Below are 20,993 nucleotides of genomic sequence, written 5' to 3'. Positions count from 1 at the left end.
GTTAGGGGGCCGCGCCTTTCTGCGCAATGAAAACGGCGCGGCTTTGTGCACGGGGATGAACGTGGGCACGACTTCGGACTGCGGCTCCGGAGGCAAACCGACCCCACAAGCCTTGTAATTCATCCGTCACATCGCCAATGGAGCGGGCGACCTATCGAGGCAATCGGGCGCCCCCACCCATGGACCTGCAACACCCCTTCCACGACGAAAACGGCGACAGCCTGCATGAAGAATGCGGGGTGTTCGGCGCGATCAATGCCGGCAGCGAGGCTGCGACAACCACCGCACTGGGCCTCCACGCCCTGCAGCACCGCGGTCAGGAGGCCGCCGGGATCAGCAGTTTCGACGGCACGCACTTCTACACCCGGCGCGGGCTCGGCCATGTGGCGGAGAACTTCTCGAGCGCGGAATCGATTGCCGAACTGCCCGGTTTCATGGCCGTAGGCCACGTGCGCTATTCGACCACCGGCGGTGCAGGCCTGCGCAATGTCCAGCCGCTCTACGCCGATCTGGCGAGCGGCGGCTTCGCCATCGCGCATAATGGCAACATCTCCAACGCGGCGACGCTGCGCGAGGAACTGGTCGGCAAGGGCGCGATCTTCCAGTCGACCAGCGATACCGAGGTGATCATCCACCTCGTCGCGACCAGCCGTTACCCCACCATGCTCGACAAGCTGACCGACGCGCTGCGGCTGGTGGAAGGCGCCTATGCGCTGATCGTCGCGACCCCGCGCGGAATGGCGGCGTGCCGCGACCCGCTGGGCATCCGCCCGCTGCAAATGGGCCGGATGGGCGATGCGGTGGTGTTCGCCAGTGAGACCGTGGCGTTCGACGTGGTCGGCGCGAAGTTCGAGCGCGAGGTCGAGCCCGGCGAACTGATCGAGGTCGATTTCGACGGTTCGATCCGCTCGCATCGGCCCTTCGGCGACAACCCGCCCCGCCCGTGCATTTTCGAGCACGTCTATTTCAGCCGCCCCGATTCGATCTTCGCCGGGCGCTCGGTCTACGAAGCGCGCAAGGCGATCGGCTCGGAACTGGCCATTGAAGCCCCCTGCGAAGCGGACCTGGTGGTGCCGGTGCCCGATTCGGGCGTGCCCGCCGCGATCGGTTACGCCCAGCAATCGGGCCTGCCGTTCGAACTCGGGATCATCCGTAGCCACTATGTCGGGCGAACCTTCATCCAGCCGTCCGATGGCGCGCGTCATTCCGGCGTGCGGCGCAAGCACAATGCCAACCGCGGCCTCGTGGAAGGCAAGCGGATCGTGCTGATCGACGATTCGATCGTCCGCGGCACGACCAGTATGAAGATCGTCGAGATGATGCGCGATGCCGGCGCGACGGAAGTGCACTTCCGCGTCGCCAGCCCGCCAACCGCGCACAGCTGCTATTACGGGGTCGACACGCCCGAGCGCAGCAAGCTGCTCGCCGCACGGATGGAGCTTGAGCCGATGCGCGAGTTCATCAAGGCGGACAGCCTCGCGTTTATCTCGATCGACGGCCTTTACCGCGCCGTCGGGCGCGAATCGCGCGACAAGGCGTGCCCGCAGTTCTGCGATGCCTGCTTCACGGGCGATTACCCCACCCGGCTGACCGACTTTACGCGCAACCAGCAGGGCGCGGCGCAGCTTTCCTTCCCTGAAAACAAGCCAGCCAACAAGGTCGCCTGACATGGCAGAGAACAAGCCGTTCGAAGGGCGCGTTGCGCTCGTCACCGGGGCATCGCGCGGAATCGGCGCGGCCACCGCACAAGCGCTCGCCGCTAAAGGCGCGCACGTCATCCTCACCGCGCGCGATGATGCCGCGCTGGAACGGGTCGAGGATGCGATCCACAATGACGGCGGGACCGCGACGATCGCGCCCGTCGATCTGACCGAGAACGACGGCGTTGCGCGACTCGCCCAGGCGATCTCCAGCCGCTGGGATGCGCTCGACATGCTGGTGATCAGCGCGGCCTATCTGCCCACGCTGACTCCGGTGACGCAGATCGAGCCGAAGCAGTTCAACAATGCGATCACGGTGAACCTGCTCGCCACGCAAGCACTGCTCGCCGGGCTGCACCCGATGCTCAGGCGCGCCGACGCCGGGCGCGTGATCGGCCTGACCAGCAGCGTGGGCGCAACCCCGCGCGCCTACTGGTCTGCCTACGGATCGACCAAGGCCGCGTTCGACAACCTGCTGGAATGCTACGGCCAGGAAGTCGCCAATACTGGCGCGATCCGCGTCGCACTGGTCGATCCGGGTGCCACCCGCACCGCCATGCGCGAAAAGGCCTATCCCGGCGAAGACCCGCAAACGGTCAAGCCGCCCGAGGAAGTGGCCAGCCGGATCGCGGAGCTTTTCGAAGGTGATTTCGAGACCGGTCACCGGGAAAGAATTGGTTAAGACGGTTTAGCCAACCCTCATCATATTCGCGCAAGCAGGTCTGCGCGAAACCCGTCTAGGGAAAAATACTAGGACGGGTGAATCGAGATGGTTGCGTTGAAGCACGGCTATGCCGACGCGGTGCAGGAAGATCGCTGCGCGCCGCGCACGAAACTTGCCATACCGGCACAATTGCGGGTCAGCGGGGGCGGCACTTTCCGCACGGTAGTCCACGATCTGTCGATCGCAGGCTTCAGCGCATCATCGATCGGACGACTGCATCCTGAGCAGGCCTGCTGGCTGACGCTTCCCGGCCTCCAGTCGATCGAAGCGCGGGTCGTCTGGTGGAACCATTCGATTGCGGGGGCCGCCTTCGAAAACATGCTCGCCGCCGAAGTACTCGACGATCTGCTGTCCGTCTGGCGGGCCCCGAAAGGGGGCGGAGTGACCCGATCCTGCCTGTTCTGATGCGCTAGAGCCCAGACCCGATCGTCGCCAGCAGCTCAAGACGTTCGGCGGAGAGATCCTTGCGGGACGCGGCAGGCCAGTTGGACACGATTGCGATCACCACCCGGCTGGCGGGCAGGATCGTGATCGACTGGCCGAAAATGCCCTGCGCGCCGAAATTGCCGCCGGGATAGGTCCACCACTGGTAGCCATATCCAAAGCCGTTGCCGAAATCGACTTGGGGCGATCCCGCTGCCGCGAACCAGCCATCGGGCACCACGCCATCCCCGCCTTCCAGCGCGAACTGGCCCATCCGCGCATAATCGCTGAGCGCGGCCGACAGGCAGCACCCGCCCACGCTGCGGCCCGAAAGATCGGTCTGCCAGAACAGCGGGTGTGCAAAGCCGGCCGGATCGACGATCTTGCGCTTGGCATATTCGGCCAGCGTCTCGCCCACCGCGTTTTCCACCAGCACGCCGATCAGGTTGGTCTCGCCCGTCTTGTAGACCCACTTCTCGCCCGCAGGCGCCTCTCTCGGTAGGGTCTTCATGTATTCGACCACCTGGTCCTGACCCGGCTCGGGCGTGACGTTGTACATCTTCGCCACGTCGGAATTGGGATCGGTGTAATCCTCGTTCCACTTCACGCCGGACGTCATCGTGGCGAGCTGTTCGACCGTCACATCGTCGTAGGCGCTGCCCTTCAGCCCGGGAATGTACTGCGACACGGGATCGTTCAGGCTGGCGATGAAACCGTCCTTCAGCGCCGCGCCCAGCAGGGTCGAGGTAAAGCTCTTCGCAACCGAGAAGCTGGTCCAGCGATCGTCGGGACCGAAGCCGAGGCCGTAGTCGACGAAGCGGACCTTGCCGTCCTGCAGCACCATCACCCCGGCTGCGTTCTGGCTGGACATATAGGCGCGGATCGCGGCCTGCGTTTTCGCGGGCAGTGCCTCACCCTGCGGAAGCGCCCGCGGCGTTTCGGGCGGAGCGACCTCCTGACCGGGGAAGAAGGTCTCCATCGAGCGGAAGCGGGCCGAGCGCGTTGCATCGTCCCAGAACAGCACCTCCGACCCCACCAACGGCAGCGGTTCCGTGGGCATGCTCGCAGTGACGCCGCGCGCGGTATCCACCGGAGCGGTCGCACATCCGGCGAGCGGGAGGGCGAGCGCCGCAATCAGCGCGAGGTACTTGGTCATCTCATCTCTCCTTAACCAGGGTCACCTGGTACACATCGATCCCGCCACCGCGGAAACCGCCTTCGCAATACATCAGGTAATAGCGCCACAGAGCGCGGAAGCGATCATCGAAGCCTTCGGGCAGGATCGAGTCCGCCGCCGCCCGATCGAACGCCTCGCGCCAGAGCCGCAGCGTTTCGGCATAGTCGATGCCGAAGCGCTTCTCGTCCGTCCAGCGCAGGCCGCGTTCTTCGCCGAGGGCGCGGAATTCGGACGCGCGGATCAGCAGGCCGCCGGGGAAGATATAGGCCTGTATGAAGTCCGCGCTGGCGGCGTAGGAATCGAACAGCGCATCGTCGATCGCGATGAACTGGATCGCGGCCCGCCCGCCCGGCTTCAGGTTCCGCGCAACGCAATCCATGAAGGTCGGCCAGTATTCGCGGCCCAGCGCCTCGACCATCTCGACGCTGGCGATGGCGTCGTACTGGCCGTTGGTGTCGCGGTAATCCTGATACAGGAAGCGCGCATCGCCGACGCTTTGCCGCCGTGCCCAGGCAAGCTGCTCTTCCGACAGGCTGATCGCATCGACCTTCGCCCCGCGATCCGCCGCCGCGCGCGCCAGCGTGCCCCAGCCGCAGCCGATTTCAAGCAGGGTGTCGCCAGGCTTGAGCGCCACGCGGTCGAGGATCGCGTCGATCTTCGTCCGCTGCGCCCTATTAAGCGTCTGCGGCGCGCCGCCTTCATCGAACAGCGCGGCGGAATAGGTCATCGTCTCACCCAGCCACGCTGCGTAGAAATCATTGCCGAGGTCGTAGTGCGCGGAGATGTTCTTCTCCGACCCTTTGCGGGTGTTACGCTGCTTGCCATGCGCGGTCCGCAGCGCGCGCTTCCACCCGCCCTTGGCGCGGGCCGTATCGCCCAGCGTAGCCGCGTTCTGCATGAACAGCGCGAACAGCGGGACCGGATCGGGGCTCGACCATTCGCCCGCCTCCCAGGCCTGATACCAGCCCACCGAACCGCCGGTCGCGACCCGGACCAGCGCGCGCCAGTTGTGGATCGTCACCTCCGCCTCGAAACCCGGAGCACGACCGCCGAGCAGCCGCGTGCTGCCATCGGGCAAGCGCCCCAGCACCGCGCCACGCGCGATGCCTTCGTCCATCTTGTCGAGCAGCTTGTGAAATCCGGGGGCGAGCAGGCGGGCGAAGATGCCCGGCTTCCGTTCGAAGCGTTGCGATGCGGCGAGCAAATCGCCTCCGCGCTGGTTTTCGCTTACCCCCATGCAGGGGCGCTTATGCCCCGCAGCCCCGTGGGCGACAACCCGTCATGCGCGCGCCATCAATCGTCCTTCATCGCGCGATAGGCTTCCAGCGCCCGTTCGCGCGCCTCCTTGTGGCCGATGATCTTTGCCGGGTAGTCGCTGGGGCGGCATTTATCCGAGGGATCGTGGATTTCGCTGTCGGGCAGGTCCGCCAGTTCGGGCACCCATTCGCGGATATAGCCAGCCGCATCGAACTTCTCGCTCTGGCTCAGCGGGGCCATGATCCGGGGGAACATGTTGCTGTCCACACCGGTGCCTGCGACCCACTGCCAGTTCACGCCGTTGCTGGCGTAGTCGGCATCGACCAGCGTGTCCCAGAACCAGCGCTCGCCGTGCCGCCAGTCGATCAGCAGATGCTTGATGAGGAAGCTGGCCGCGATCATCCGCACGCGGTTGTGCATCCAGCCGATCGCCCACAGCTGACGCATCCCGGCATCGACGATGGGGTAGCCGGTGCGGCCGTGTTGCCAGGCTTCCAGCTCTTCCTGAATCACATGCCCGCGATTAGGATTACGCCAGAGTTTGGCGTCGTCGATCGCGTCGCGATAGCTTTCTTCGGGGTAACGCGGGAACTGGCACAGGATGTTCTGCGCGTAATCGCGCCAGATCAGCTCGCTCTCGTAGGTCCGCCAGCCGTCGCTGCGCTTGTCCTTCAATCGATGCCAGATTTGAACCGGAGAAATTTCGCCCCAGTGCAGGTGCGGCGACATCTGGCTGGTCTGATCGACCGATGGCAGGTTACGGCCTTCGTCATACTCGCCGACATGGTCCGCCCACCAATCGAGCCGTTCGTGCGCGGCGTCTTCGCCGATCGACCAGAATTGCGCCATCTGCGTGGCCCAGTCGGGATTGGTTGGGAGCAGGCCCCAATCCGCCAGATCGTCGCTCGGCGGCAGCTCGCCCGGCTGCGAGATCGTCTCGGGCGCAGGCAGTTCGTCGCGCGGCGGCATAAGGTCGCGCAGCGCGCGGGAGAACGGAGTGTAGATCTTGTAGGGCGTGCCGGAGCCGGTCGTCGCAGTGCCCGGCGGCATCAGGTAATTACCGTCATGCAGCTCCAACTCGCACCCGTCGGGCAACGCCTTCTTCAGATCGCCCTGCGCCTTGCGCCACCACGGTTCGTAATGGCGGTTGGCATGGATCGCACTCGCCCCGGTCTTCGCCGCCAGGTCTGCGAGAATGTTCACGCGGTCGCCGCGCCGCAGGATCAGCGCGGCATTGTGCCGTCCGAAACTCTTCGCCAGAGTCTCCAGCGAATGGTGCAACCACCAGCGCGAGGCACCGCCATATTTCCGATCCCCCGTCCGCTCGTCGTCGAGCACGAAGACCGGGATGATCGGCCCGGCCTGGGCCGCTGCGTAGAGCGCGGGATTGTCTGCCAGCCGCAGGTCGCGCCGCAGCCAGACGATTTGAGGAGACACCATGCGAGAGGAACCTCGCACCAGACAGGCTGTTCCTGCTTGCATGGATCACAGCCACATCGGCCACGGACACGAGCCCCAAGCGACTCTCCCCGCCGAGACCGTTGCGCTTCCCGAGCGTGGCTTCACGATCAACCGCAGCAAGGCACTGATTGCCGCAGGCGTGCTGTGGGCGATCTGGGGCTTGATGATCTGGCTGGTCACACAGGGCCGTACCGCCGGCTTCGACCATTCGGGGCTGATGCTCTACCGCGCGGGCGTCGATCTCCAGCCGCTGGGCGGCAACATGCTGCAAGAGGCGGTGCGTGACATCACCGCGCTGGGCGGGCTCCTCCTCTCAACCCTCGCGGCGGGAGCAGCGGCGATCGCCCTGCTGTTCCTGCGAATGCGGCGCGAGGCGATGCTGTTCACACTGACCGTGGTGCTTGGCTGGGGCCTCAACGCACTCATGAAGACGCTCGTCGGGCGGGAGCGCCCTACCCTCGTCCCGCATCTGACCGAGGCGGCAGGCTACAGCTTCCCGAGCGGGCACAGCTTTACCTCGGCGATGATCTATATCGGCATGGCGCTGGCCTTCGCCTCGTTCAGCGGCAGGCACTCGGTGCGCTACACGCTGATCGGCAGTGCGATAGTGATCTCCGCGATGATCGCGTGGAGCCGCGTGATGCTGGGCGTGCACTTCCCGAGCGATGTGGTCGCCGGGTGGAGCGGCGGCGCGGCGTGGGCCTTCACCGCCGCAGCGCTGCTATACGAGCCCGCCAAGCGCGCCGCCGACAGCGCGGCAGCGCACGGGCTCGATCCGCTGGGTCACCGCTAGACCGGGTCGGCGGCGGTCCCGTCGACCGTCCAGGTCTGGCCGCCGCTGAGCAGCTTGGCGAGGTTGGCTTCCTTTCCGCTCACCGAAGCTTCACGCTCTGCAATCACCGCACTTTCGTAGGTCGGCGCGGGGTCATCATAGAGCACGCCCAGCGGCATGGGGAATTCACCGAAGGGCAGCTCCGCAAGCAAGTGCGCCATCACGCGGTTCTTCACGTTATGAACCCGCACGCCCGCGGCCTGCCAGTCGCCATCGACGACATCGACCACGGTGAAGTGAAGGTTCTCGGCATCGAACGCGAGGCCCTTCTCGCCCTTGTCGAACAGCATCGGCTCACCATCGGCCAGCCAGAGCTGCTGGCCTTCTGCACCCTTGGGCGCGGCGAAGGCATCGAAGACGTCCTTGTTGTAGACGATGCAATTCTGGAAGATCTCGACGAAGGCCGCGCCTTGGTGCGCGTGCGCTGCATTGAGGACATCGGGTAGGTTCTTCGACACGTCGATCCCGCGCCCGACGAAGCGCGCGCCGCTGCCAAGCGCGAAGGCGCATGGATTGGCGGGGTGGTCGACCGAGCCGATCGGGCTGGTCGGCGTGCGCGTGCCCTCGCGGCTGGTGGGCGAGTACTGGCCCTTCGTCAGGCCATAAATCTCGTTGTTGAACAGCATGATCTGCATGTTCACGTTGCGGCGGAGCACATGCATCATGTGGTTGCCGCCGATGCTCAGGCCATCGCCGTCGCCGGTCACCAGCCATACATCGAGGTCCGGATTGGCGAGTTTCACGCCCGTCGCCACCGCCGGTGCGCGCCCGTGGATCGTGTGGAAGCCGTAGCTCTCGATGTAATATGGGAAGCGGCTGGAACAGCCGATGCCGGAGATGAACACGGTGTTCGCCGGATCGCTGCCAAGCTGCGGCAGCGTGCGCTGCACGGCCTTGAGGATCGCATAATCCCCGCAACCGGGGCACCAGCGGACCTCCTGGTCGGTTTCCCAGTCCTTGAGCGTGGTTTCGATTTTAACGGGTGCGTTCATTATTCGCTCTCCACGGGGCTCGGCAGCTGCTGTTCGTTGGCCTGCACTTCGCCGCCCTCGTTTCCTTTGACGCCATCGAAGTAGGCGCAGATCGCCTCTTCGAGCTCGGCGATCTGGAACGGCTGGCCGCTGGTCTTGGTCAGGCTTTCGGCATCGACGAGCAACTGGTCGCGCAGCACCGTCTTGAGCTGGCCGGTGTTCATCTCGGGCACCAGCACGCGGTCGAACCCGCTCAGCAGTTCGCCGAGGTTCTTGGGCAGCGGCCAGATGTGGCGGATGTGGATGTGCGAGACCGAGCAGCCCTTGTCGATGCTGCGGCGGACCGCCTGCTTGATCGGGCCGTAGGTCGATCCCCAGCCGACCACCGCCAGCTTGCCGGTCGTCTCACCGAAAGCCACTTCCTGATCGGGCACGGGGATGTTCGCGATCTTGTCGCGCCGCGTGTCGGTCATCAGCTGGTGGTTGGCCGGATCGTAGGAGATGTTGCCGGTGGTGGCGTCTTTCTCGATCCCGCCGATGCGGTGCATCATGTGCGGGGTGCCGGGCTTGATCCACGGGCGCGATCCGTTTTCGTTGCGCTTGTACGGCTCCAGCACCTCGCCACGCGGTTCGGTCAGGAATTTGGCGGGGAAAGGCTCGAAGCTCGACGGGTCGGGCACCTTCCAGGGCTCGGCTGCATTGGCGATGTAGCCATCGGTCAGCAGCATCACCGGCGTCATGTATTTGACCGCCAGTCGGCAGGCTTCGATCGCGACCTCGAACGCATCGCCGGGGCTGCGCGCGGCGATCACCGGCATCGGCGCATCGCCGTTGCGGCCATAAACCGCCTGATAGAGGTCGCTCTGCTCGGTCTTGGTCGGCAGGCCGGTGGACGGGCCGCCGCGCTGCGAATTGACCACAACAAGCGGCAGCTCGGTCATGATGCCCAGGCCCAAAGCCTCGGTCTTGAGCGCGATGCCCGGGCCGGAGGACGAGGTCACGCCCAACTGGCCCGCATAGCTTGCACCGATGGCGGCGCACACGGCGGCGATCTCGTCTTCCGCCTGGAAGGTGGTGACGCCGTATTCCTTGAGCCGCGCGAGGTGGTGCAGGATCGCCGAGGCGGGCGTGATCGGGTAACCACCGAAGAACATCGGCAGCTCGGCCAGCTGTGCGCCGGCCACGAGGCCGAGCGAGACCGCTTCCGCGCCGGTAATCGTGCGATAAAGCCCCGGCTCCGAAGGCGCGGGCGGCAGGTGGACCTGCTTGAGCGGCGCGGAAAGCTCCGCCGTCTCGCCATAGGCATGGCCTGCGTCGAGCGCGGCGATATTGGCCGCGGCAATGTCGGGCGCCTTGGCGAACTTCCTGTTCAGCCAGTCATGCAGCGGCTCGCGCGGACGGTCGAACATCCACAGCGCAAGGCCCAGCGTCCACATGTTCTTGCAGCGCAGCCCGTCCTTCTTGCCGAGACCGAAGGGCTCCACGGCTTCCAGCGTGCGCGCGGAAATGTCGAAAGCAAGCACGTCGAACGGCGCGAGCGTATCGTCGTCGAGCGGGCTCGCGTCGTACTTCGCCTTGTCGAGGTTGCGCTTGGTGAACTCGCCCGTGTCGACGATCACCAGCCCGCCGGGCTTGAGCGCGGGCAAGTTCACCTTCAGCGCCGCCGGGTTCATCGCCACCAGCACATCGGGCGCGTCGCCCGCGGTGTTGATCGCCCTCGATCCGAAATTGATCTGGAAGGCCGAAACCCCGAACAGCGTGCCCTGAGGCGCGCGGATCTCCGCCGGGAAGTCCGGGAAGGTCGCAAGGTCGTTCCCCGCCAGCGCGGTGCTGAGCGTGAATTGCCCCCCCGTCAGCTGCATGCCGTCGCCGGAATCGCCGGCGAAGCGCACAACGATCGCGTCGGGGGTGGGTGAACTGTCGGTGGAGGCAGCAGGCGCCTGAGTCGCCATCGGTACAAAATCCTTCGGTCTTCGTGGTGCGTTTAGGCCCGCACCTTGAACCGCCGCCTACGTGGCCGTCCGTCCGCGAGCAATCAAGTTTTTCTAGTCGCCCTGATGCTGATCGGTGGACAGGCTGCGCACACAGGGCCTATCCAGCCACGCCCGTTTACTGGGTCAGATTTGAGGAACGACATCGCAATGGCAGACGCCCCCGCCCCCAACGCTGCGACCGAACCCTTCGTACGCGCCGATGTGCGCGGCCTGCTCGACATGCTAAAGGCGATGAACCGCCCCCCGGTAGAGGAAGCGGGCCCGGTCGACGGGCGCGAGGGGATGCGCATGATGGCGCAGATCGGTGAAGCCCCGCCGCGCGAGATGGCGGTGGTGAAGGACGTCAAGGTCCCTGGGCCGGCAGGCGATATCCCCTGCCGGTTCTACGATGTTCGCGAGTCGCGCGAGGCAGGTCCGGCGGTGCTGTTCCTGCACGGCGGCGGCTTTGTGATCGGCGATCTGGAGGTCTACCACGCGCTGTGCACCGAATTTGCCGCACGGCTCGACCTGCCGGTGCTCTCGGTGGATTATCGGCTGGCGCCCGAACACCCCTTCCCCGCCGCGCCCGACGACTGCGAGGCCGCGGCGCGCTGGCTGGCCGCTTCGCCCGAAGAGCTCGACCGCGAGATCACCGGGCTGGTCATCACCGGCGACAGTGCGGGCGGCAATCTGACGATCGTCACCACCAACGCGCTGCGCGACAAGCCTGCGGATGTGCCCGTGCTGGTCCAGGCGCCGATCTATCCGGTCGCGGACGAGGCGGGCAAGCACGACAGCTTCCGCGAGTTCAACGACGGTTACTTCCTCACCGGCGCGACCATGGCCTGGTTCACCAAGTGCTACGCCGCCGATCTCGGCAGCCCGCGCAACCTGCCGATGCTGGGCGACTGCAGCGGCGCCCCGGCAACCGTGCTGTGCACCGCCGGCCTCGATCCGCTGCGCGATTCCGGTCGCCGCTATGCAGCGTCTATAGTGAAAGATGGGACCGAAGTTACCTATCTGGAGTTTCCCGGTATCATCCACGGATTCTTCACCATGAGGAAGGCAATCCCCAGCGGCCAGGCCGACGTGGAGGCCTTTATCGACGCGGTAGGTGCAGCATTGGAACGACGCAAATGACCATGATCCAGGACCGCGACACCAGCGAACTCGGCTATCGCCCCTGCGTGGGGGTGATGCTGGTCAATTCGGCGGGCGAGGCGTTCGTCGGCCGGCGGATCGACACCAAGGAAGGCGACTTCTGGCAGATGCCGCAAGGCGGCGTCGACGAGGGTGAAGACCTGCGCGAAGCCGCATTGCGCGAGCTGTGGGAAGAGACTGGCGTCATCGCGGAGAAGATCGCGATCATCGGCCAGACCCGCGAACCGCTGCGTTACGACCTGCCGGACGAGCTGATCGGCAAGCTGTGGGGCGGCCTCTATCGCGGGCAGGAGCAGCACTGGTTCCTCGCCCGGTTCGAAGGGACCGACGACGACGTCGATCTGGAAGCGCACGAAACCCCGGAATTCTGCGAGTTCCGCTGGGTTCCTGCATCCACGCTGCCCGACCTGATCGTGCCCTTCAAGAAACGCGTCTACCGCGCCATCGTGACCGAGTTCGCCGATCTGATCTGAAGGCTCTTCCCGCTCCGCCTTGGCGGGTCGGGAAGTCCGAGCCCTACAACAGCCTACCGCGCGCCGCCGTCCGGCTTGGCGAGGTTCTGCGTCACCACCGCATCGGGCATCACCGCTTCGGCAGTCAGCACCTTGCTGTTGCGCGGGCCCTGCGCAATCGCGGTGGCGAGCGCGCGGGTTTCGGGGCAGCTGCCGCCGCACAGCGATTCGAGCTGCGCGAGATTGCGCTGCGCCCGCTCGATCGCGCCCTTTTCCACCATCGCCGCACCCTCGCCCGCGATCGCGGCGTAGTTGCCCGGATCGCGGGTCAGCGCTTCGCGGTAATAGCGGATGGCCTTGCCCTGCAGCCCTTCACGGCGCGCGGCCTCGGCCAGCGAGAGCAGGATTGGGGTGTATTGCGGATCGACCGCGAAGGCCGCCTCCAGCAGATCGACCGCGCGCTGCGGCTGGCCGTCTTCCAGCGCGGTCTGCGCCTGAGCGATCAGCATGCCCGCACGCGGATCGACCTGAGCCTCTTTGGCCGAGCCGACACTCGCGGTCACCGCGACCAGCAGCGAAAGGGCGGCGGCGGCGGGTGCGAAACGCATGGCGGTCTCCTTCAGGGATGCCGGAAAAGTGGGCGACGGTTCGTCCATAGAACCGCACGCTATCACGGCAAACGGCCCCTTGCGACGAAAAATCCGTCCGTGCCGTCGTGGAACGGGGACAGGCGGATTCCCTGCGCATTCTCGCCCCCGCGCGGCCTCCCCAGAGGCAGCGGCGGGAGGTCCGCACGCCAGCCATCGTGGCTATCCAGAAAGTGCGCGAATCGATCCGCACCCTCTTCGTCGAGCAGCGAGCAGGTGATGAACACCAGCCGCCCGCCCGGCTTCACCAGCTTTGCCCCCAGCGCCAGCAGCGCGTCCTGCGTCGCGGAGAAGCGCGCCAGCCGGTCGGGCGTCAGCCGCCACTTGGCCTCGGGCTTGCGCCGCCAGGTGCCGGTTCCAGAGCATGGCGCGTCGATCAGCACGCAGTCGGCCTGCCCCGCCAGATCGCCCAGCGCCTCCATCTCCCTGCCCGGATCGAGCAGGCGCTGTTCCACATTGGTCGCCCCGGCACGTTCGGCCCGGGGGCCTAGCTGCGAGAGGCGGCGCTTGTCCGTGTCCGACGCGATCAGCCGCCCGCGGTTCTCCATCGCCGCGGCGAGCGCCAGCGTCTTGCCGCCCGCGCCTGCGCACAGATCGATCACCGTCTCGCCCGCGCGCGGCTCTGCCGCGAGGCAGGCGATCTGGCTGCCATGGTCCTGCACCTCGATCCGCCCTTCGCGGTAGGCGGGCCACTGCTCGATCTGCGTGCCAGCCTCGAACCTGAGCGCGTGCGGCGCGACGAGCGGCTCGCCCGGCTCGGGCAGGTCGATCGACGCGCGATCCGCCTTGAGCGTATTGACCCGCACGTCCAGCGGGGCCCGGCCCATCAGCGCGGCCCCTTCCGCGCCTTTCACATCCGAGGCGGAGAGGCGCTTGGCCAGCCAGGCAGGTGCGAACCCGCTCTTGGCCACAGGCTCCTCGGGCTGGATCGCTGCGGGGCCATATTGCGACCCGTCGAACAGTGCGGAGATCGCCATGTCCCGATTCGCCAGCGCGAGCATCGCTGCGCGCCCGCTTTCGGGCACCGGGCCGCAATGGCGGATCGCGTCATAGACCAGCTCGCGCACAGCGCGGCGGTCCTTCGATCCGGCATAACGGTTGGCCTTGGCCCAGTCGGCGACGATGCGATCGGCCGGAGCGCCCTGCCCCTTCGCCGCGTCGATCACCTTGTCGAGGATGTCGATTGCCGCTTTTACGCGTGCAGCGGGCGTCATCGCCCGGTTTCCCGTTGCCCTGACACACCTGACACAGTGTCCAGAGGAGAAATATCTGGCTGCCCGGAGAAAGGTGAAAAGACGGTGTGGCGGGCGAAGGGATGGACCAGGCTCATGCGCCGTCCATGGCACGCTTGAGTGTCTTTAGGAAAGCGCAACTTGCCTCGCCAAAAACGGGATTAGGATCGCTCCCAGCCCCGATAGGCCAGTTCGGGGTGCGCGACCTTCAGCCGATCGTACAATCGCACCATCTCTCCGATGAAGAACATCTTCCCAGCCACGCTGATGCTCGCACCTGCGATGGTGGCGACCGGGTCGAGCGTCCACAGACCGTAGGCCATCGGGATTAGACCGAGGCCCGCGACGATATTGAAGCCATTGGCGCGCCGGATCGAAATGAGATCATTCGCCAGGTCACGATGCTCGACCAGGGCGCGCTCTCCGAAAACGCCGCGCGACATCCAGCCGCGATCGTCATCGACTGGTGGGAAAAGGCGCGGATTGAGCCACAGCCAAAGCGCTACGGCTACAAAGGCGAGCACGGCCCACCAACCGATCCACTCCCGGCTCCAGATCGCGACGATGGGCATCGGTATCCCGGTCGCGAAGCGCGACCACGCGCTCCAGGGATTGGCATGACGCGCCCAGCCTTCCTCGTCGAGGCGAAAGGCGTCGGCGACATGCTTTTCGATGGCCATCGCCCCTTATCGCGTCGGGTAGTTCGGTGCCTCGCGGGTGATCGCGACGTCGTGGACATGGCTTTCGGTCAGGCCGGCATTGGTGATCTGGACGAACTGGGCACCCTTGCGCAGCTCCTCGATCGTGCGGCTGCCGGTATAGCCCATCGCCGCCTTGATCCCGCCGACCAGCTGGTGAATCACCGCGCTGACCGGGCCCTTGAACGGCACCTGCCCCTCGATCCCTTCGGGCACCAGCTTCATCGCGGAGACGTCCTGCTGGAAATAGCGGTCGGCACTGCCGCGCGCCATCGCGCTGACCGAGCCCATGCCGCGATAGCTCTTGAAGCTGCGACCCTGGTAGATGAAGGTTTCGCCCGGCGCCTCTTCGGTGCCCGCCAGCATCGAGCCGACCATTACGCAGCTCGCCCCCGCCGCAAGCGCCTTGGCCGCATCGCCGCTGGTGCGCAGGCCGCCGTCGCCGATCACCGGAATGCCCGATTTCTCCGCTTCCTCGGCGGCATCCATGATCGCGGTCAGCTGCGGCACGCCCACGCCCGCGACGACGCGCGTGGTGCAGATCGAACCCGGCCCGATGCCGACCTTCACCGCATCCGCGCCCGCATCGATCAGCGCGCGCGTCGCCTCGGCAGTGGCAACGTTTCCGGCGATGACCTGGACCGAATTGCTCAGCGTCTTGGCCCGTTCCACCGCCTTCAGCACGTCGCGGTTATGGCCGTGCGCGGTGTCGATGATGATGACGTCGACTTCCGCATCGACCAGCGCCTGCGACCGCTCGAAACCCTTGTCGCCGGTGGTGGTCGCCGCCGCGACACGCAGGCGGCCCGCCGCGTCCTTGGTCGCGTTGGGATAGGTTACCGCCTTTTCGATGTCCTTGACCGTGATCAGGCCGATGCAGCGATATTCGTCGTCGACCACGATCAGCTTCTCGATCCGCCGCTGGTGCAGCGTGCGCCGCGCCTCTTCCTGTCCGGTGCCCAGCGGCACGGTGGCGAGGTTGTCGGTCGTCATCAGTTCGCGGATCGGCTGCGCGGGGTTTTCCGCGAAGCGCACGTCGCGGTTGGTCAGGATGCCGACCAGCTTGCCGCCGCGATCGGTCACCGGGATGCCGCTGATCCGGTTGGCGCTCATGATCGTCTGCGCTTCGCCCAGGGTCGCGTCGGGATGGATCGTGATCGGGTTGACCACCATCCCGCTTTCGAACCGCTTGACCGCGCGCACCGCAGCGACCTGTTCCTCGATATCGAGATTGCGGTGGAGCACGCCCATCCCGCCCAGCTGCGCCATCGCGATCGCCATGTCCGCCTCGGTTACGGTGTCCATCGCGGAGGAGATGACCGGGATGTTGAGCGCGATCTCGCGCGTCAGCTGCGTGCGGGTGTCGGCCATGCTGGGCAGCACCTCGCTCGCGGCGGGGCGCAGCAGCACGTCGTCGAAGGTCAGGGCGAGGGGGATTTCCTTGAAGGCCACGGGGGGGCACCTTTCGCAAGCTGGTCTGCGATTTCGAGCCCCGGCCTATGGCGGGCGACTCGGAGAATCGCGGGAGGTTCGAACCACTGTCTTGCAGGCGGCCCTTAGCGAGCCTGTCGGCAATCCGCCAGTGGGCGCAGAGCAACTATCAGCCGCCCTCTTCCATCAACCCGTGCTTCTTGATGCAATGGCGCAACTGATCGTAGCTGAGGCCCAGCGCCTTGGCGGTCTGCCGCTGGTTCCAGCGATGCTTGCCCAGCGCATGCTCCACGATCGCGCGTTCGTGGCTGTCGACCGCGGCGCGCAGGTCCGCAATGTCGTCGAAATCGAGGCGCTGCACGGGTTGCGGCGCGGCCGCGGCACCATCCTCGCGGCGGGCGGGTGCGGGCGTGGCGGCAGGCTTCCACGGGCTCTCGAACGGATCGTACACGATATGCGCGACCGGCCGTTCGGGATCGTCCCAGCGATAGATCGCGCGTTCGACCACGTTGCGCAGTTCGCGCACATTGCCGGGCCAGGCATATTCCTCCAGCTCTGTCTGGACATGTTCGGCATAGCCCGGCCACGCGTCCCATCCCAGCTCGGCCGCCATGCGCCGCCCGAAATAGTCGGCCAGCACCAGCACATCGCCCTCGCGCGCGCGGAGCGGTGGCAGGGTGATGACCTCGAAGCTGAGGCGATCGAGCAGGTCGGCGCGAAACTCGCCCCGCTCGGCTTTTGCGGGCAGATCCTCGTTGGTTGCGGCGACGATCCGGCAGTCGACCCTGATCGGGCGGCTGGAGCCGATCCGGGTGACCTCACCATATTCGACCGCGCGCAGCAGCCGCTCCTGCGCGGCCATGGAAAGCGTCGCGAGTTCGTCGAGGAACAGTGTGCCGCCGTCGGCCTCCTCGAACCGGCCCTCGCGCGCGCGGGTCGCGCCGGTGAAGGCGCCCGCTTCGTGGCCGAACAGCTCGGCCTCGATCAGCGTTTCAGGCAGCGCGGCGCAGTTCATGGTAATCAGCGGCTCGCCCCAGCGCGGGGACAGGCGGTGAAGACGCTCGGCAATCAGTTCCTTGCCCGTGCCGCGTTCGCCGATGACCAGCACCGGGCGCTGCAGCGCGGCCGCGCGGCTGGTCCGCTCGACCGCATCGAGGAAGGCGAGCGATTGCCCGACGAACTGGTTCTCCCGCTCCATACGCCGCAATATAGTGCCACAGCCCAAGCCTTGGCAATTATTCCCAACATGCTGTTCGTCGAATTTTGCGAGATCGGCGGAAAACCGCGCTTTTCCAAACTTGGCACGCCGGTTGCAAAGTATAGGGCAACAGATCGAAACCAGCCCGGCAGGAGGCCACTGACATGCCCGACCAGACCCAATCGCAGCGCCACATCGGCAAGGCCGTGCTGGTCACCATCCTCGGCATCGGGGCGCTCGTCCTGCTGAATCCGCAGTCCAACGATGCGCCGCACGTAGGCAGCGGGTATATGGTACAGGTGGTGGAAATCGCATGACCGACCATACCGATCCCCCCGGCCGCGACCGCCGCCTCTCGCGCCTCGACACCGAGGTGGAGCAGCTGCGCCGCAGCCCGACCCCCACGCAGAGCGGCCGGTCGAGCGCCGAACGCGCTGCCGACTGGACAAACCCGGACAAGGTCAACGAGAAGCTCAACACCTTCATCTCATACGGAGCACCCTTCATGGGCATCTTCAGCCGCACCCGCGACATCATCGCGGCCAATTTCAACGAAATGCTGGATAAGGCAGACGATCCGTCGAAGATGATCCGGATGATCATCCTCGAAATGGAGGAAACCCTGGTCGAAGTGCGCGCCAGTGCCGCGCGCACGATCGCCGACCAGAAGGAAATGCACCGCCACACGGTCAAGCTGGACAAGCTGCAGGCCGACTGGGGCGAGAAGGCGCAGCTGGCGCTGAGCAAGGATCGCGAAGACCTGGCCCGCGCCGCGCTGGTCGAGAAGAAGAAGGCCGCCGACATGAGCGAGCAGCTCAAGGCGGAAATCAGCGTCCTCGACGACTCGCTGCGCGCCTACGAGGAAGACATTCACAAGCTGCAGAGCCGCCTGCGCGAAGCGCGCAGCCGCCAGACGCAGATCGCCGCCCGGCTCGAAAGCGCGGAGAACCGCGTCAAGCTGCGCAGCCTGATGACGACCGAGCGGGTCGACGAGGCGCTGACCCGCTTCGACGCGCTCGAACGCCGGGTCGATTACGCGGAAGGCCGCGCCGACCAGCTCAAGATGGAAAGCGAGAGCGGCAAGCTGTCGCTGTCCGACGAAATCGCCGCCCTCGCAGGATCGGACAAGGTCGACGAGGAACTGGAAGAAATGAAACGCGCGCTCGGCAAGGGAACCGACGACGCGACGAAGGGGAATTGAGCCATGGACGAAATTCTAATTCCATTCGCTGTGGTCGCGATCATGGTCGGCCTGCCGTGGCTGATCCTTCACTACATCACCAAGTGGAAGACCGCCGGAGGCGGCATCACCACCGATGACGAGGCCCTGCTGGAAGAGCTCTACGCGCTCACCAAGCGGCTCGACGACCGGATGGACACGGTCGAGCGACTGGTCGCCCACGACCACGCCGACTTCAAGCCCGCCCGCCTGATCGCCGACAACCAGGCCGACAACGAGGAACTCGACGAACTGGAAGCGCTGCTCGCCCGCAAGCGCGCCGAACACAGGGAGACCCGCGCATGAACACGTCCCGCACCACGCTCTACAAGGACAAGCAGAACGCCAAGCTGATGGGCGTCTGCGCAGGGCTCGCCGACTATACCGGGATCGATGCGCTGTGGTGGCGGCTCGCCTGGGCGGTTTCGACCATCGCCGGTGCCGCCCCGGTCACCCTGCCCGCCTACCTCATCATGGGCCTGCTGCTGAACCACAAGCCCGAGCAGTTCTACACCGCCGACCGGCAGGAGCAGAAATACTGGCAGGGCGTGCGCGCCAATCCGAAGCGCACGGCCCGCGAAATCCGCGGCAAGCTGCGCGAGATCGACCGTCGCCTGGCGAATGTGGAGGAGCACTATGTGAGCTCCAACCCGCGCCTCGACGCCGAGATCGAGCGCCTGCGCTGACGCGAAACGACTTAGGGGAGAAATACCGATGGAAGGCATGCTAGCCCTCTTGATCCCGATCATTGCCCTCTCGATCCCAATCGTCGCGATCTGGACCAAGCACCAGCAGAAGCTGGCCGAGATGCAGATCGAGACGACTGCCAGCGCCAGCGCCGAAAAGGCCGCGCAATACGCCACCCAGATCCAGCGGCTCGAAGACCGGGTCCAGGTGCTCGAACGGATCGTGACCGATCGCGGCTACGACGTCGCCACCCAGATCGAAGCCCTGCGTGACAGCCGCTCGGTCGAGGATCGCGACAGCGGCGTGCCGCTGACCTCCGGTTCGCGGGAGCGTGCGTGATGGGTGATTTCCTCAGCGGCCCGGGCATGATCGTCGCCATCATCGCGCTGACCACCGGTGGTTGGCTGATCAACAACTGGATCCGCGCCAAGCACGGCTACGATCTGGAAGACGAATGGGGCGGCAAGACCTCCCGCGCGGACAGGTCCGCCGAACTGGACGGACTGCGCGACGAAAACGCCAAGCTGGTCGAGCGGCTCAATGCGCACGAGGACCGCCTCAAGGTGCTCGAACGCATCGTGACCGACCGCGGCTATTCGCTGTCCGACGAGATCGAGGCCCTGCGCCACGACGACAGCAGCGGCGTACCGCTGAACACCGGCAAGAAGGAGCGCGTGTGATGCCTTTTGAAATGACTTCGGAAGTCATCGCGATCGTCGGCCTCGCCGGTGTCGCGGGCTGGGTTCTCACCACCTGGATGCGGATCAAGCACGGCTACCCGCTCGAAAACAGCTGGGGCAAGGCGGTCTATCCCAAGGACAGCGAAGAGCGCGTGAAGCTGCTGACGCAGGAAAACGCCCAGCTGCGCGCCGAACTGGGATCGATCAAGGACCGGCTCGGCAATGTCGAGCGGATCGTGACCGACAGCGGCTATCACCTGACCCACGAGATCGAGACGCTGCGCGAGAAGCAGGAGACCAACTGATGAGTTTCTGGAGCGCCGTCGTTTTGATCGTGCTGATCGGTGCGGTCGCCAGTGTCCTTCGATCGCGCAGCAATGCGCAGAACGGCATTACGGAGGACATGATGGGCAACCAGTCGATCACCCACCGGCCCGACCCGTCGCCGCAGGCCGACGAGGAGGCCCAGCGCGAGATTTCCGCGCTGAAGGAGCGGATCGCGGTGCTCGAACGCATTGCCTACGACAAGAACACCAGCACCGCGCGCGAGCGGGAGCGGATTTCCGCCGAGATCGACGCGCTGCGCGACAACCAGGACTGACGCCGCCCCTGATTTTACCGGGCGCCCCAACGAGAGCACGACAGGAGGATTGAAGTTATGGAGCCGACACTCGTCATTGCCGCCACCTCGCTTCTCGGCCTCGGGCTGGTCGCTGCCGCGCTGCTGCGGGCATGGGAAGGCTGGCTGGCGCTCAAGCGCCGCGAGCTGGACGCGATCGCCGCCGGACACGGCGCGGGCGAGGAGACGCGCGGCGCGGGCCGCATCGCGCTCGCCGACCTGCGCGAACGCATCCGCAAGCTGGAAGCCATCGCGAACGGTATGGACCTGTGAGCGGCGCGAAAAGCCAGGCCGCACAGGCCGGCATCGGCCTCGGCAGCGCGATCGCGGTCGCAATCTCGTGGTCGCTCCACAAGTCGATCGTATGGGCGATCATCCACGGCTTTCTCAGCTGGTTCTACGTGATCTACTACGCGCTCACCCGGCCAGGCGGGATTTCGGGCTAGAACGC

26 protein-coding genes are annotated in these 20,993 nt (G+C 66.0%); 16 read left to right on the top strand and 10 right to left on the bottom strand.

Annotated elements, in window-relative coordinates; translation table 11 throughout:
- The first annotated feature begins 179 nt into the window (after positions 1–179).
- From purF to KYN89_RS01710, 3 genes are all read left to right on the top strand, one after another.
- Positions 180–1,667 (top strand): amidophosphoribosyltransferase, encoded by a 1,488-nt coding sequence (purF, locus tag KYN89_RS01720; protein ID WP_222823523.1) that lies wholly within the window; start codon positions 180–182, stop codon positions 1,665–1,667.
- A 1-nt stretch (position 1,668) separates the two neighbouring features.
- Positions 1,669–2,382 (top strand): SDR family NAD(P)-dependent oxidoreductase, encoded by a 714-nt coding sequence (locus tag KYN89_RS01715; RefSeq protein WP_222823522.1) that lies wholly within the window; start codon positions 1,669–1,671, stop codon positions 2,380–2,382.
- 87 nt (positions 2,383–2,469) lie between these two features.
- Positions 2,470–2,829, top strand: coding sequence for a PilZ domain-containing protein (locus KYN89_RS01710; protein WP_222823521.1), 360 nt, complete (start codon positions 2,470–2,472; stop codon positions 2,827–2,829).
- A 4-nt stretch (positions 2,830–2,833) separates the two neighbouring features.
- Here KYN89_RS01710 and KYN89_RS01705 read toward each other — a convergent pair whose 3' ends face one another.
- Genes KYN89_RS01705 through KYN89_RS01695 form a run of 3 tightly spaced genes read right to left on the bottom strand, consistent with a single transcriptional unit; the run spans position 2,834 to position 6,721 of the window.
- Complete coding sequence (locus KYN89_RS01705) at positions 2,834–4,003, bottom strand: serine hydrolase domain-containing protein (protein WP_222823520.1); 1,170 nt, start codon at positions 4,001–4,003, stop codon at positions 2,834–2,836.
- A gap of 1 nt (position 4,004) precedes the next feature.
- Positions 4,005–5,261 (bottom strand): SAM-dependent methyltransferase, encoded by a 1,257-nt coding sequence (locus tag KYN89_RS01700; RefSeq protein WP_222823519.1) that lies wholly within the window; start codon positions 5,259–5,261, stop codon positions 4,005–4,007.
- A 56-nt stretch (positions 5,262–5,317) separates the two neighbouring features.
- Positions 5,318–6,721, bottom strand: a complete 1,404-nt coding sequence (locus KYN89_RS01695) for a cryptochrome/photolyase family protein (protein ID WP_222823518.1) — start codon at positions 6,719–6,721, stop codon at positions 5,318–5,320.
- Between the two features lie 40 nt (positions 6,722–6,761).
- On the opposite strand from KYN89_RS01695, the gene KYN89_RS01690 reads away from it, so the two are divergent.
- Positions 6,762–7,535, top strand: coding sequence for a phosphatase PAP2 family protein (locus tag KYN89_RS01690; RefSeq protein ID WP_222823517.1), 774 nt, complete (start codon positions 6,762–6,764; stop codon positions 7,533–7,535).
- Here KYN89_RS01690 and KYN89_RS01685 read toward each other — a convergent pair.
- The gene (locus tag KYN89_RS01685) at positions 7,532–8,566 is read right to left on the bottom strand and encodes a 2-oxoacid:ferredoxin oxidoreductase subunit beta (RefSeq protein ID WP_222823516.1); all 1,035 of its coding nucleotides are present in this window, start codon (positions 8,564–8,566) and stop codon (positions 7,532–7,534) included. The genes KYN89_RS01690 and KYN89_RS01685 overlap by 4 nt on opposite strands.
- On the bottom strand, positions 8,566–10,497 hold the full coding sequence (locus KYN89_RS01680) for a 2-oxoacid:acceptor oxidoreductase subunit alpha (RefSeq protein WP_222823515.1): 1,932 nt from the start codon (positions 10,495–10,497) through the stop codon (positions 8,566–8,568). The genes KYN89_RS01685 and KYN89_RS01680 overlap by 1 nt, the downstream gene beginning before the upstream one ends.
- A 189-nt stretch (positions 10,498–10,686) precedes the next feature.
- On the opposite strand from KYN89_RS01680, the gene KYN89_RS01675 reads away from it, so the two are divergent.
- A complete protein-coding gene (locus KYN89_RS01675; protein ID WP_222823514.1) occupies positions 10,687–11,658 on the top strand; it encodes an alpha/beta hydrolase in 972 nt (323 codons plus the stop codon).
- Positions 11,655–12,152, top strand: coding sequence for an RNA pyrophosphohydrolase (locus tag KYN89_RS01670; protein ID WP_197636079.1), 498 nt, complete (start codon positions 11,655–11,657; stop codon positions 12,150–12,152). The genes KYN89_RS01675 and KYN89_RS01670 overlap by 4 nt, the downstream gene beginning before the upstream one ends.
- A 53-nt stretch (positions 12,153–12,205) precedes the next feature.
- On the opposite strand, the gene KYN89_RS01665 is transcribed toward KYN89_RS01670, so the two are convergent.
- From KYN89_RS01665 to pspF, 5 genes are all read right to left on the bottom strand, one after another.
- A complete protein-coding gene (locus tag KYN89_RS01665) occupies positions 12,206–12,739 on the bottom strand; it encodes a tetratricopeptide repeat protein (protein ID WP_248284939.1) in 534 nt (177 codons plus the stop codon).
- A gap of 62 nt (positions 12,740–12,801) precedes the next feature.
- Positions 12,802–13,992: an RsmB/NOP family class I SAM-dependent RNA methyltransferase gene (locus tag KYN89_RS01660; RefSeq protein ID WP_222823512.1), complete on the bottom strand. Its 1,191-nt coding sequence runs from the start codon at positions 13,990–13,992 to the stop codon at positions 12,802–12,804.
- Positions 13,993–14,171: 179 nt separating this feature from the next.
- On the bottom strand, positions 14,172–14,690 hold the full coding sequence (locus KYN89_RS01655) for a DUF6653 family protein (RefSeq protein ID WP_222823511.1): 519 nt from the start codon (positions 14,688–14,690) through the stop codon (positions 14,172–14,174).
- A gap of 6 nt (positions 14,691–14,696) precedes the next feature.
- Positions 14,697–16,160 carry an IMP dehydrogenase gene (gene guaB / locus KYN89_RS01650; RefSeq protein ID WP_222823510.1) on the bottom strand — a complete coding sequence of 488 codons (1,464 nt, stop codon included), beginning with the start codon at positions 16,158–16,160 and terminating at the stop codon, positions 14,697–14,699.
- 148 nt (positions 16,161–16,308) lie between these two features.
- Complete coding sequence (gene pspF / locus KYN89_RS01645) at positions 16,309–17,337, bottom strand: phage shock protein operon transcriptional activator (protein WP_222823509.1); 1,029 nt, start codon at positions 17,335–17,337, stop codon at positions 16,309–16,311.
- Between the two features lie 164 nt (positions 17,338–17,501).
- Between pspF and KYN89_RS01640 the strand changes: the two genes are divergently transcribed.
- The 10 genes from KYN89_RS01640 to KYN89_RS01595 are packed head-to-tail and all read left to right on the top strand — an operon-like array spanning position 17,502 to position 20,988.
- A complete protein-coding gene (locus tag KYN89_RS01640) occupies positions 17,502–17,654 on the top strand; it encodes a hypothetical protein (protein WP_222823508.1) in 153 nt (50 codons plus the stop codon).
- Positions 17,651–18,538, top strand: coding sequence for a phage shock protein PspA (gene pspA, locus KYN89_RS01635; RefSeq protein WP_222823507.1), 888 nt, complete (start codon positions 17,651–17,653; stop codon positions 18,536–18,538). The genes KYN89_RS01640 and pspA overlap by 4 nt, the downstream gene beginning before the upstream one ends.
- Positions 18,539–18,541: 3 nt before the next feature.
- Positions 18,542–18,862 (top strand): envelope stress response membrane protein PspB, encoded by a 321-nt coding sequence (gene pspB / locus KYN89_RS01630; RefSeq protein WP_222823506.1) that lies wholly within the window; start codon positions 18,542–18,544, stop codon positions 18,860–18,862.
- Positions 18,859–19,242 (top strand): envelope stress response membrane protein PspC, encoded by a 384-nt coding sequence (pspC, locus tag KYN89_RS01625; protein ID WP_222823505.1) that lies wholly within the window; start codon positions 18,859–18,861, stop codon positions 19,240–19,242. Before pspB ends, pspC begins: the two co-directional genes overlap by 4 nt.
- Positions 19,243–19,270: 28 nt before the next feature.
- Positions 19,271–19,582: a hypothetical protein gene (locus KYN89_RS01620; RefSeq protein ID WP_222823504.1), complete on the top strand. Its 312-nt coding sequence runs from the start codon at positions 19,271–19,273 to the stop codon at positions 19,580–19,582.
- Complete coding sequence (locus KYN89_RS01615) at positions 19,582–19,923, top strand: hypothetical protein (RefSeq protein ID WP_222823503.1); 342 nt, start codon at positions 19,582–19,584, stop codon at positions 19,921–19,923. Before KYN89_RS01620 ends, KYN89_RS01615 begins: the two co-directional genes overlap by 1 nt.
- Positions 19,923–20,228 carry a hypothetical protein gene (locus tag KYN89_RS01610; protein ID WP_222823502.1) on the top strand — a complete coding sequence of 102 codons (306 nt, stop codon included), beginning with the start codon at positions 19,923–19,925 and terminating at the stop codon, positions 20,226–20,228. Before KYN89_RS01615 ends, KYN89_RS01610 begins: the two co-directional genes overlap by 1 nt.
- Positions 20,228–20,524: a hypothetical protein gene (locus tag KYN89_RS01605; protein WP_222823501.1), complete on the top strand. Its 297-nt coding sequence runs from the start codon at positions 20,228–20,230 to the stop codon at positions 20,522–20,524. The genes KYN89_RS01610 and KYN89_RS01605 overlap by 1 nt, the downstream gene beginning before the upstream one ends.
- Positions 20,525–20,581: 57 nt before the next feature.
- Positions 20,582–20,815 (top strand): hypothetical protein, encoded by a 234-nt coding sequence (locus KYN89_RS01600; protein WP_054524096.1) that lies wholly within the window; start codon positions 20,582–20,584, stop codon positions 20,813–20,815.
- A complete protein-coding gene (locus KYN89_RS01595) occupies positions 20,812–20,988 on the top strand; it encodes a hypothetical protein (RefSeq protein ID WP_172807041.1) in 177 nt (58 codons plus the stop codon). The genes KYN89_RS01600 and KYN89_RS01595 overlap by 4 nt, the downstream gene beginning before the upstream one ends.
- Positions 20,989–20,993: the final 5 nt, after the last annotated feature.

It is taken from the genome of Alteriqipengyuania abyssalis, assembly GCF_019857185.1.
In the GTDB taxonomy this organism is placed as follows: domain Bacteria; phylum Pseudomonadota; class Alphaproteobacteria; order Sphingomonadales; family Sphingomonadaceae; genus Alteriqipengyuania; species Alteriqipengyuania abyssalis.
The sequence above is the reverse complement of the archived record's forward strand: the minus strand, read 5'-3'. Positions and strand labels throughout refer to the sequence as shown.

Excerpts from the sequence above, each read along its gene's own strand:
- pspF (WP_222823509.1), bottom strand. The coding sequence starts at position 17,337 with ATGGAGCGGGAGAACCAGTTCGTCGGGCAATCGCTCGCCTTCCTCGAT.
- KYN89_RS01670 (WP_197636079.1), top strand. The coding sequence starts at position 11,655 with ATGACCATGATCCAGGACCGCGACACCAGCGAACTCGGCTATCGCCCC.
- purF (WP_222823523.1), top strand. The coding sequence starts at position 180 with ATGGACCTGCAACACCCCTTCCACGACGAAAACGGCGACAGCCTGCAT.
- KYN89_RS01675 (WP_222823514.1), top strand. The coding sequence starts at position 10,687 with ATGGCAGACGCCCCCGCCCCCAACGCTGCGACCGAACCCTTCGTACGC.
- KYN89_RS01700 (WP_222823519.1), bottom strand. The coding sequence starts at position 5,261 with ATGGGGGTAAGCGAAAACCAGCGCGGAGGCGATTTGCTCGCCGCATCG.
- KYN89_RS01620 (WP_222823504.1), top strand. The coding sequence starts at position 19,271 with ATGGAAGGCATGCTAGCCCTCTTGATCCCGATCATTGCCCTCTCGATC.
- KYN89_RS01655 (WP_222823511.1), bottom strand. The coding sequence starts at position 14,690 with ATGGCCATCGAAAAGCATGTCGCCGACGCCTTTCGCCTCGACGAGGAA.
- KYN89_RS01615 (WP_222823503.1), top strand. The coding sequence starts at position 19,582 with ATGGGTGATTTCCTCAGCGGCCCGGGCATGATCGTCGCCATCATCGCG.
- KYN89_RS01660 (WP_222823512.1), bottom strand. The coding sequence starts at position 13,992 with ATGACGCCCGCTGCACGCGTAAAAGCGGCAATCGACATCCTCGACAAG.
- KYN89_RS01605 (WP_222823501.1), top strand. The coding sequence starts at position 20,228 with ATGAGTTTCTGGAGCGCCGTCGTTTTGATCGTGCTGATCGGTGCGGTC.
- KYN89_RS01695 (WP_222823518.1), bottom strand. The coding sequence starts at position 6,721 with ATGGTGTCTCCTCAAATCGTCTGGCTGCGGCGCGACCTGCGGCTGGCA.
- KYN89_RS01640 (WP_222823508.1), top strand. The coding sequence starts at position 17,502 with ATGCCCGACCAGACCCAATCGCAGCGCCACATCGGCAAGGCCGTGCTG.
- pspC (WP_222823505.1), top strand. The coding sequence starts at position 18,859 with ATGAACACGTCCCGCACCACGCTCTACAAGGACAAGCAGAACGCCAAG.
- KYN89_RS01665 (WP_248284939.1), bottom strand. The coding sequence starts at position 12,739 with ATGCGTTTCGCACCCGCCGCCGCCGCCCTTTCGCTGCTGGTCGCGGTG.
- KYN89_RS01610 (WP_222823502.1), top strand. The coding sequence starts at position 19,923 with ATGCCTTTTGAAATGACTTCGGAAGTCATCGCGATCGTCGGCCTCGCC.
- KYN89_RS01715 (WP_222823522.1), top strand. The coding sequence starts at position 1,669 with ATGGCAGAGAACAAGCCGTTCGAAGGGCGCGTTGCGCTCGTCACCGGG.
- KYN89_RS01680 (WP_222823515.1), bottom strand. The coding sequence starts at position 10,497 with ATGGCGACTCAGGCGCCTGCTGCCTCCACCGACAGTTCACCCACCCCC.
- KYN89_RS01685 (WP_222823516.1), bottom strand. The coding sequence starts at position 8,566 with ATGAACGCACCCGTTAAAATCGAAACCACGCTCAAGGACTGGGAAACC.
- pspA (WP_222823507.1), top strand. The coding sequence starts at position 17,651 with ATGACCGACCATACCGATCCCCCCGGCCGCGACCGCCGCCTCTCGCGC.
- KYN89_RS01600 (WP_054524096.1), top strand. The coding sequence starts at position 20,582 with ATGGAGCCGACACTCGTCATTGCCGCCACCTCGCTTCTCGGCCTCGGG.
- KYN89_RS01690 (WP_222823517.1), top strand. The coding sequence starts at position 6,762 with ATGGATCACAGCCACATCGGCCACGGACACGAGCCCCAAGCGACTCTC.
- pspB (WP_222823506.1), top strand. The coding sequence starts at position 18,542 with ATGGACGAAATTCTAATTCCATTCGCTGTGGTCGCGATCATGGTCGGC.
- KYN89_RS01710 (WP_222823521.1), top strand. The coding sequence starts at position 2,470 with ATGGTTGCGTTGAAGCACGGCTATGCCGACGCGGTGCAGGAAGATCGC.
- KYN89_RS01705 (WP_222823520.1), bottom strand. The coding sequence starts at position 4,003 with ATGACCAAGTACCTCGCGCTGATTGCGGCGCTCGCCCTCCCGCTCGCC.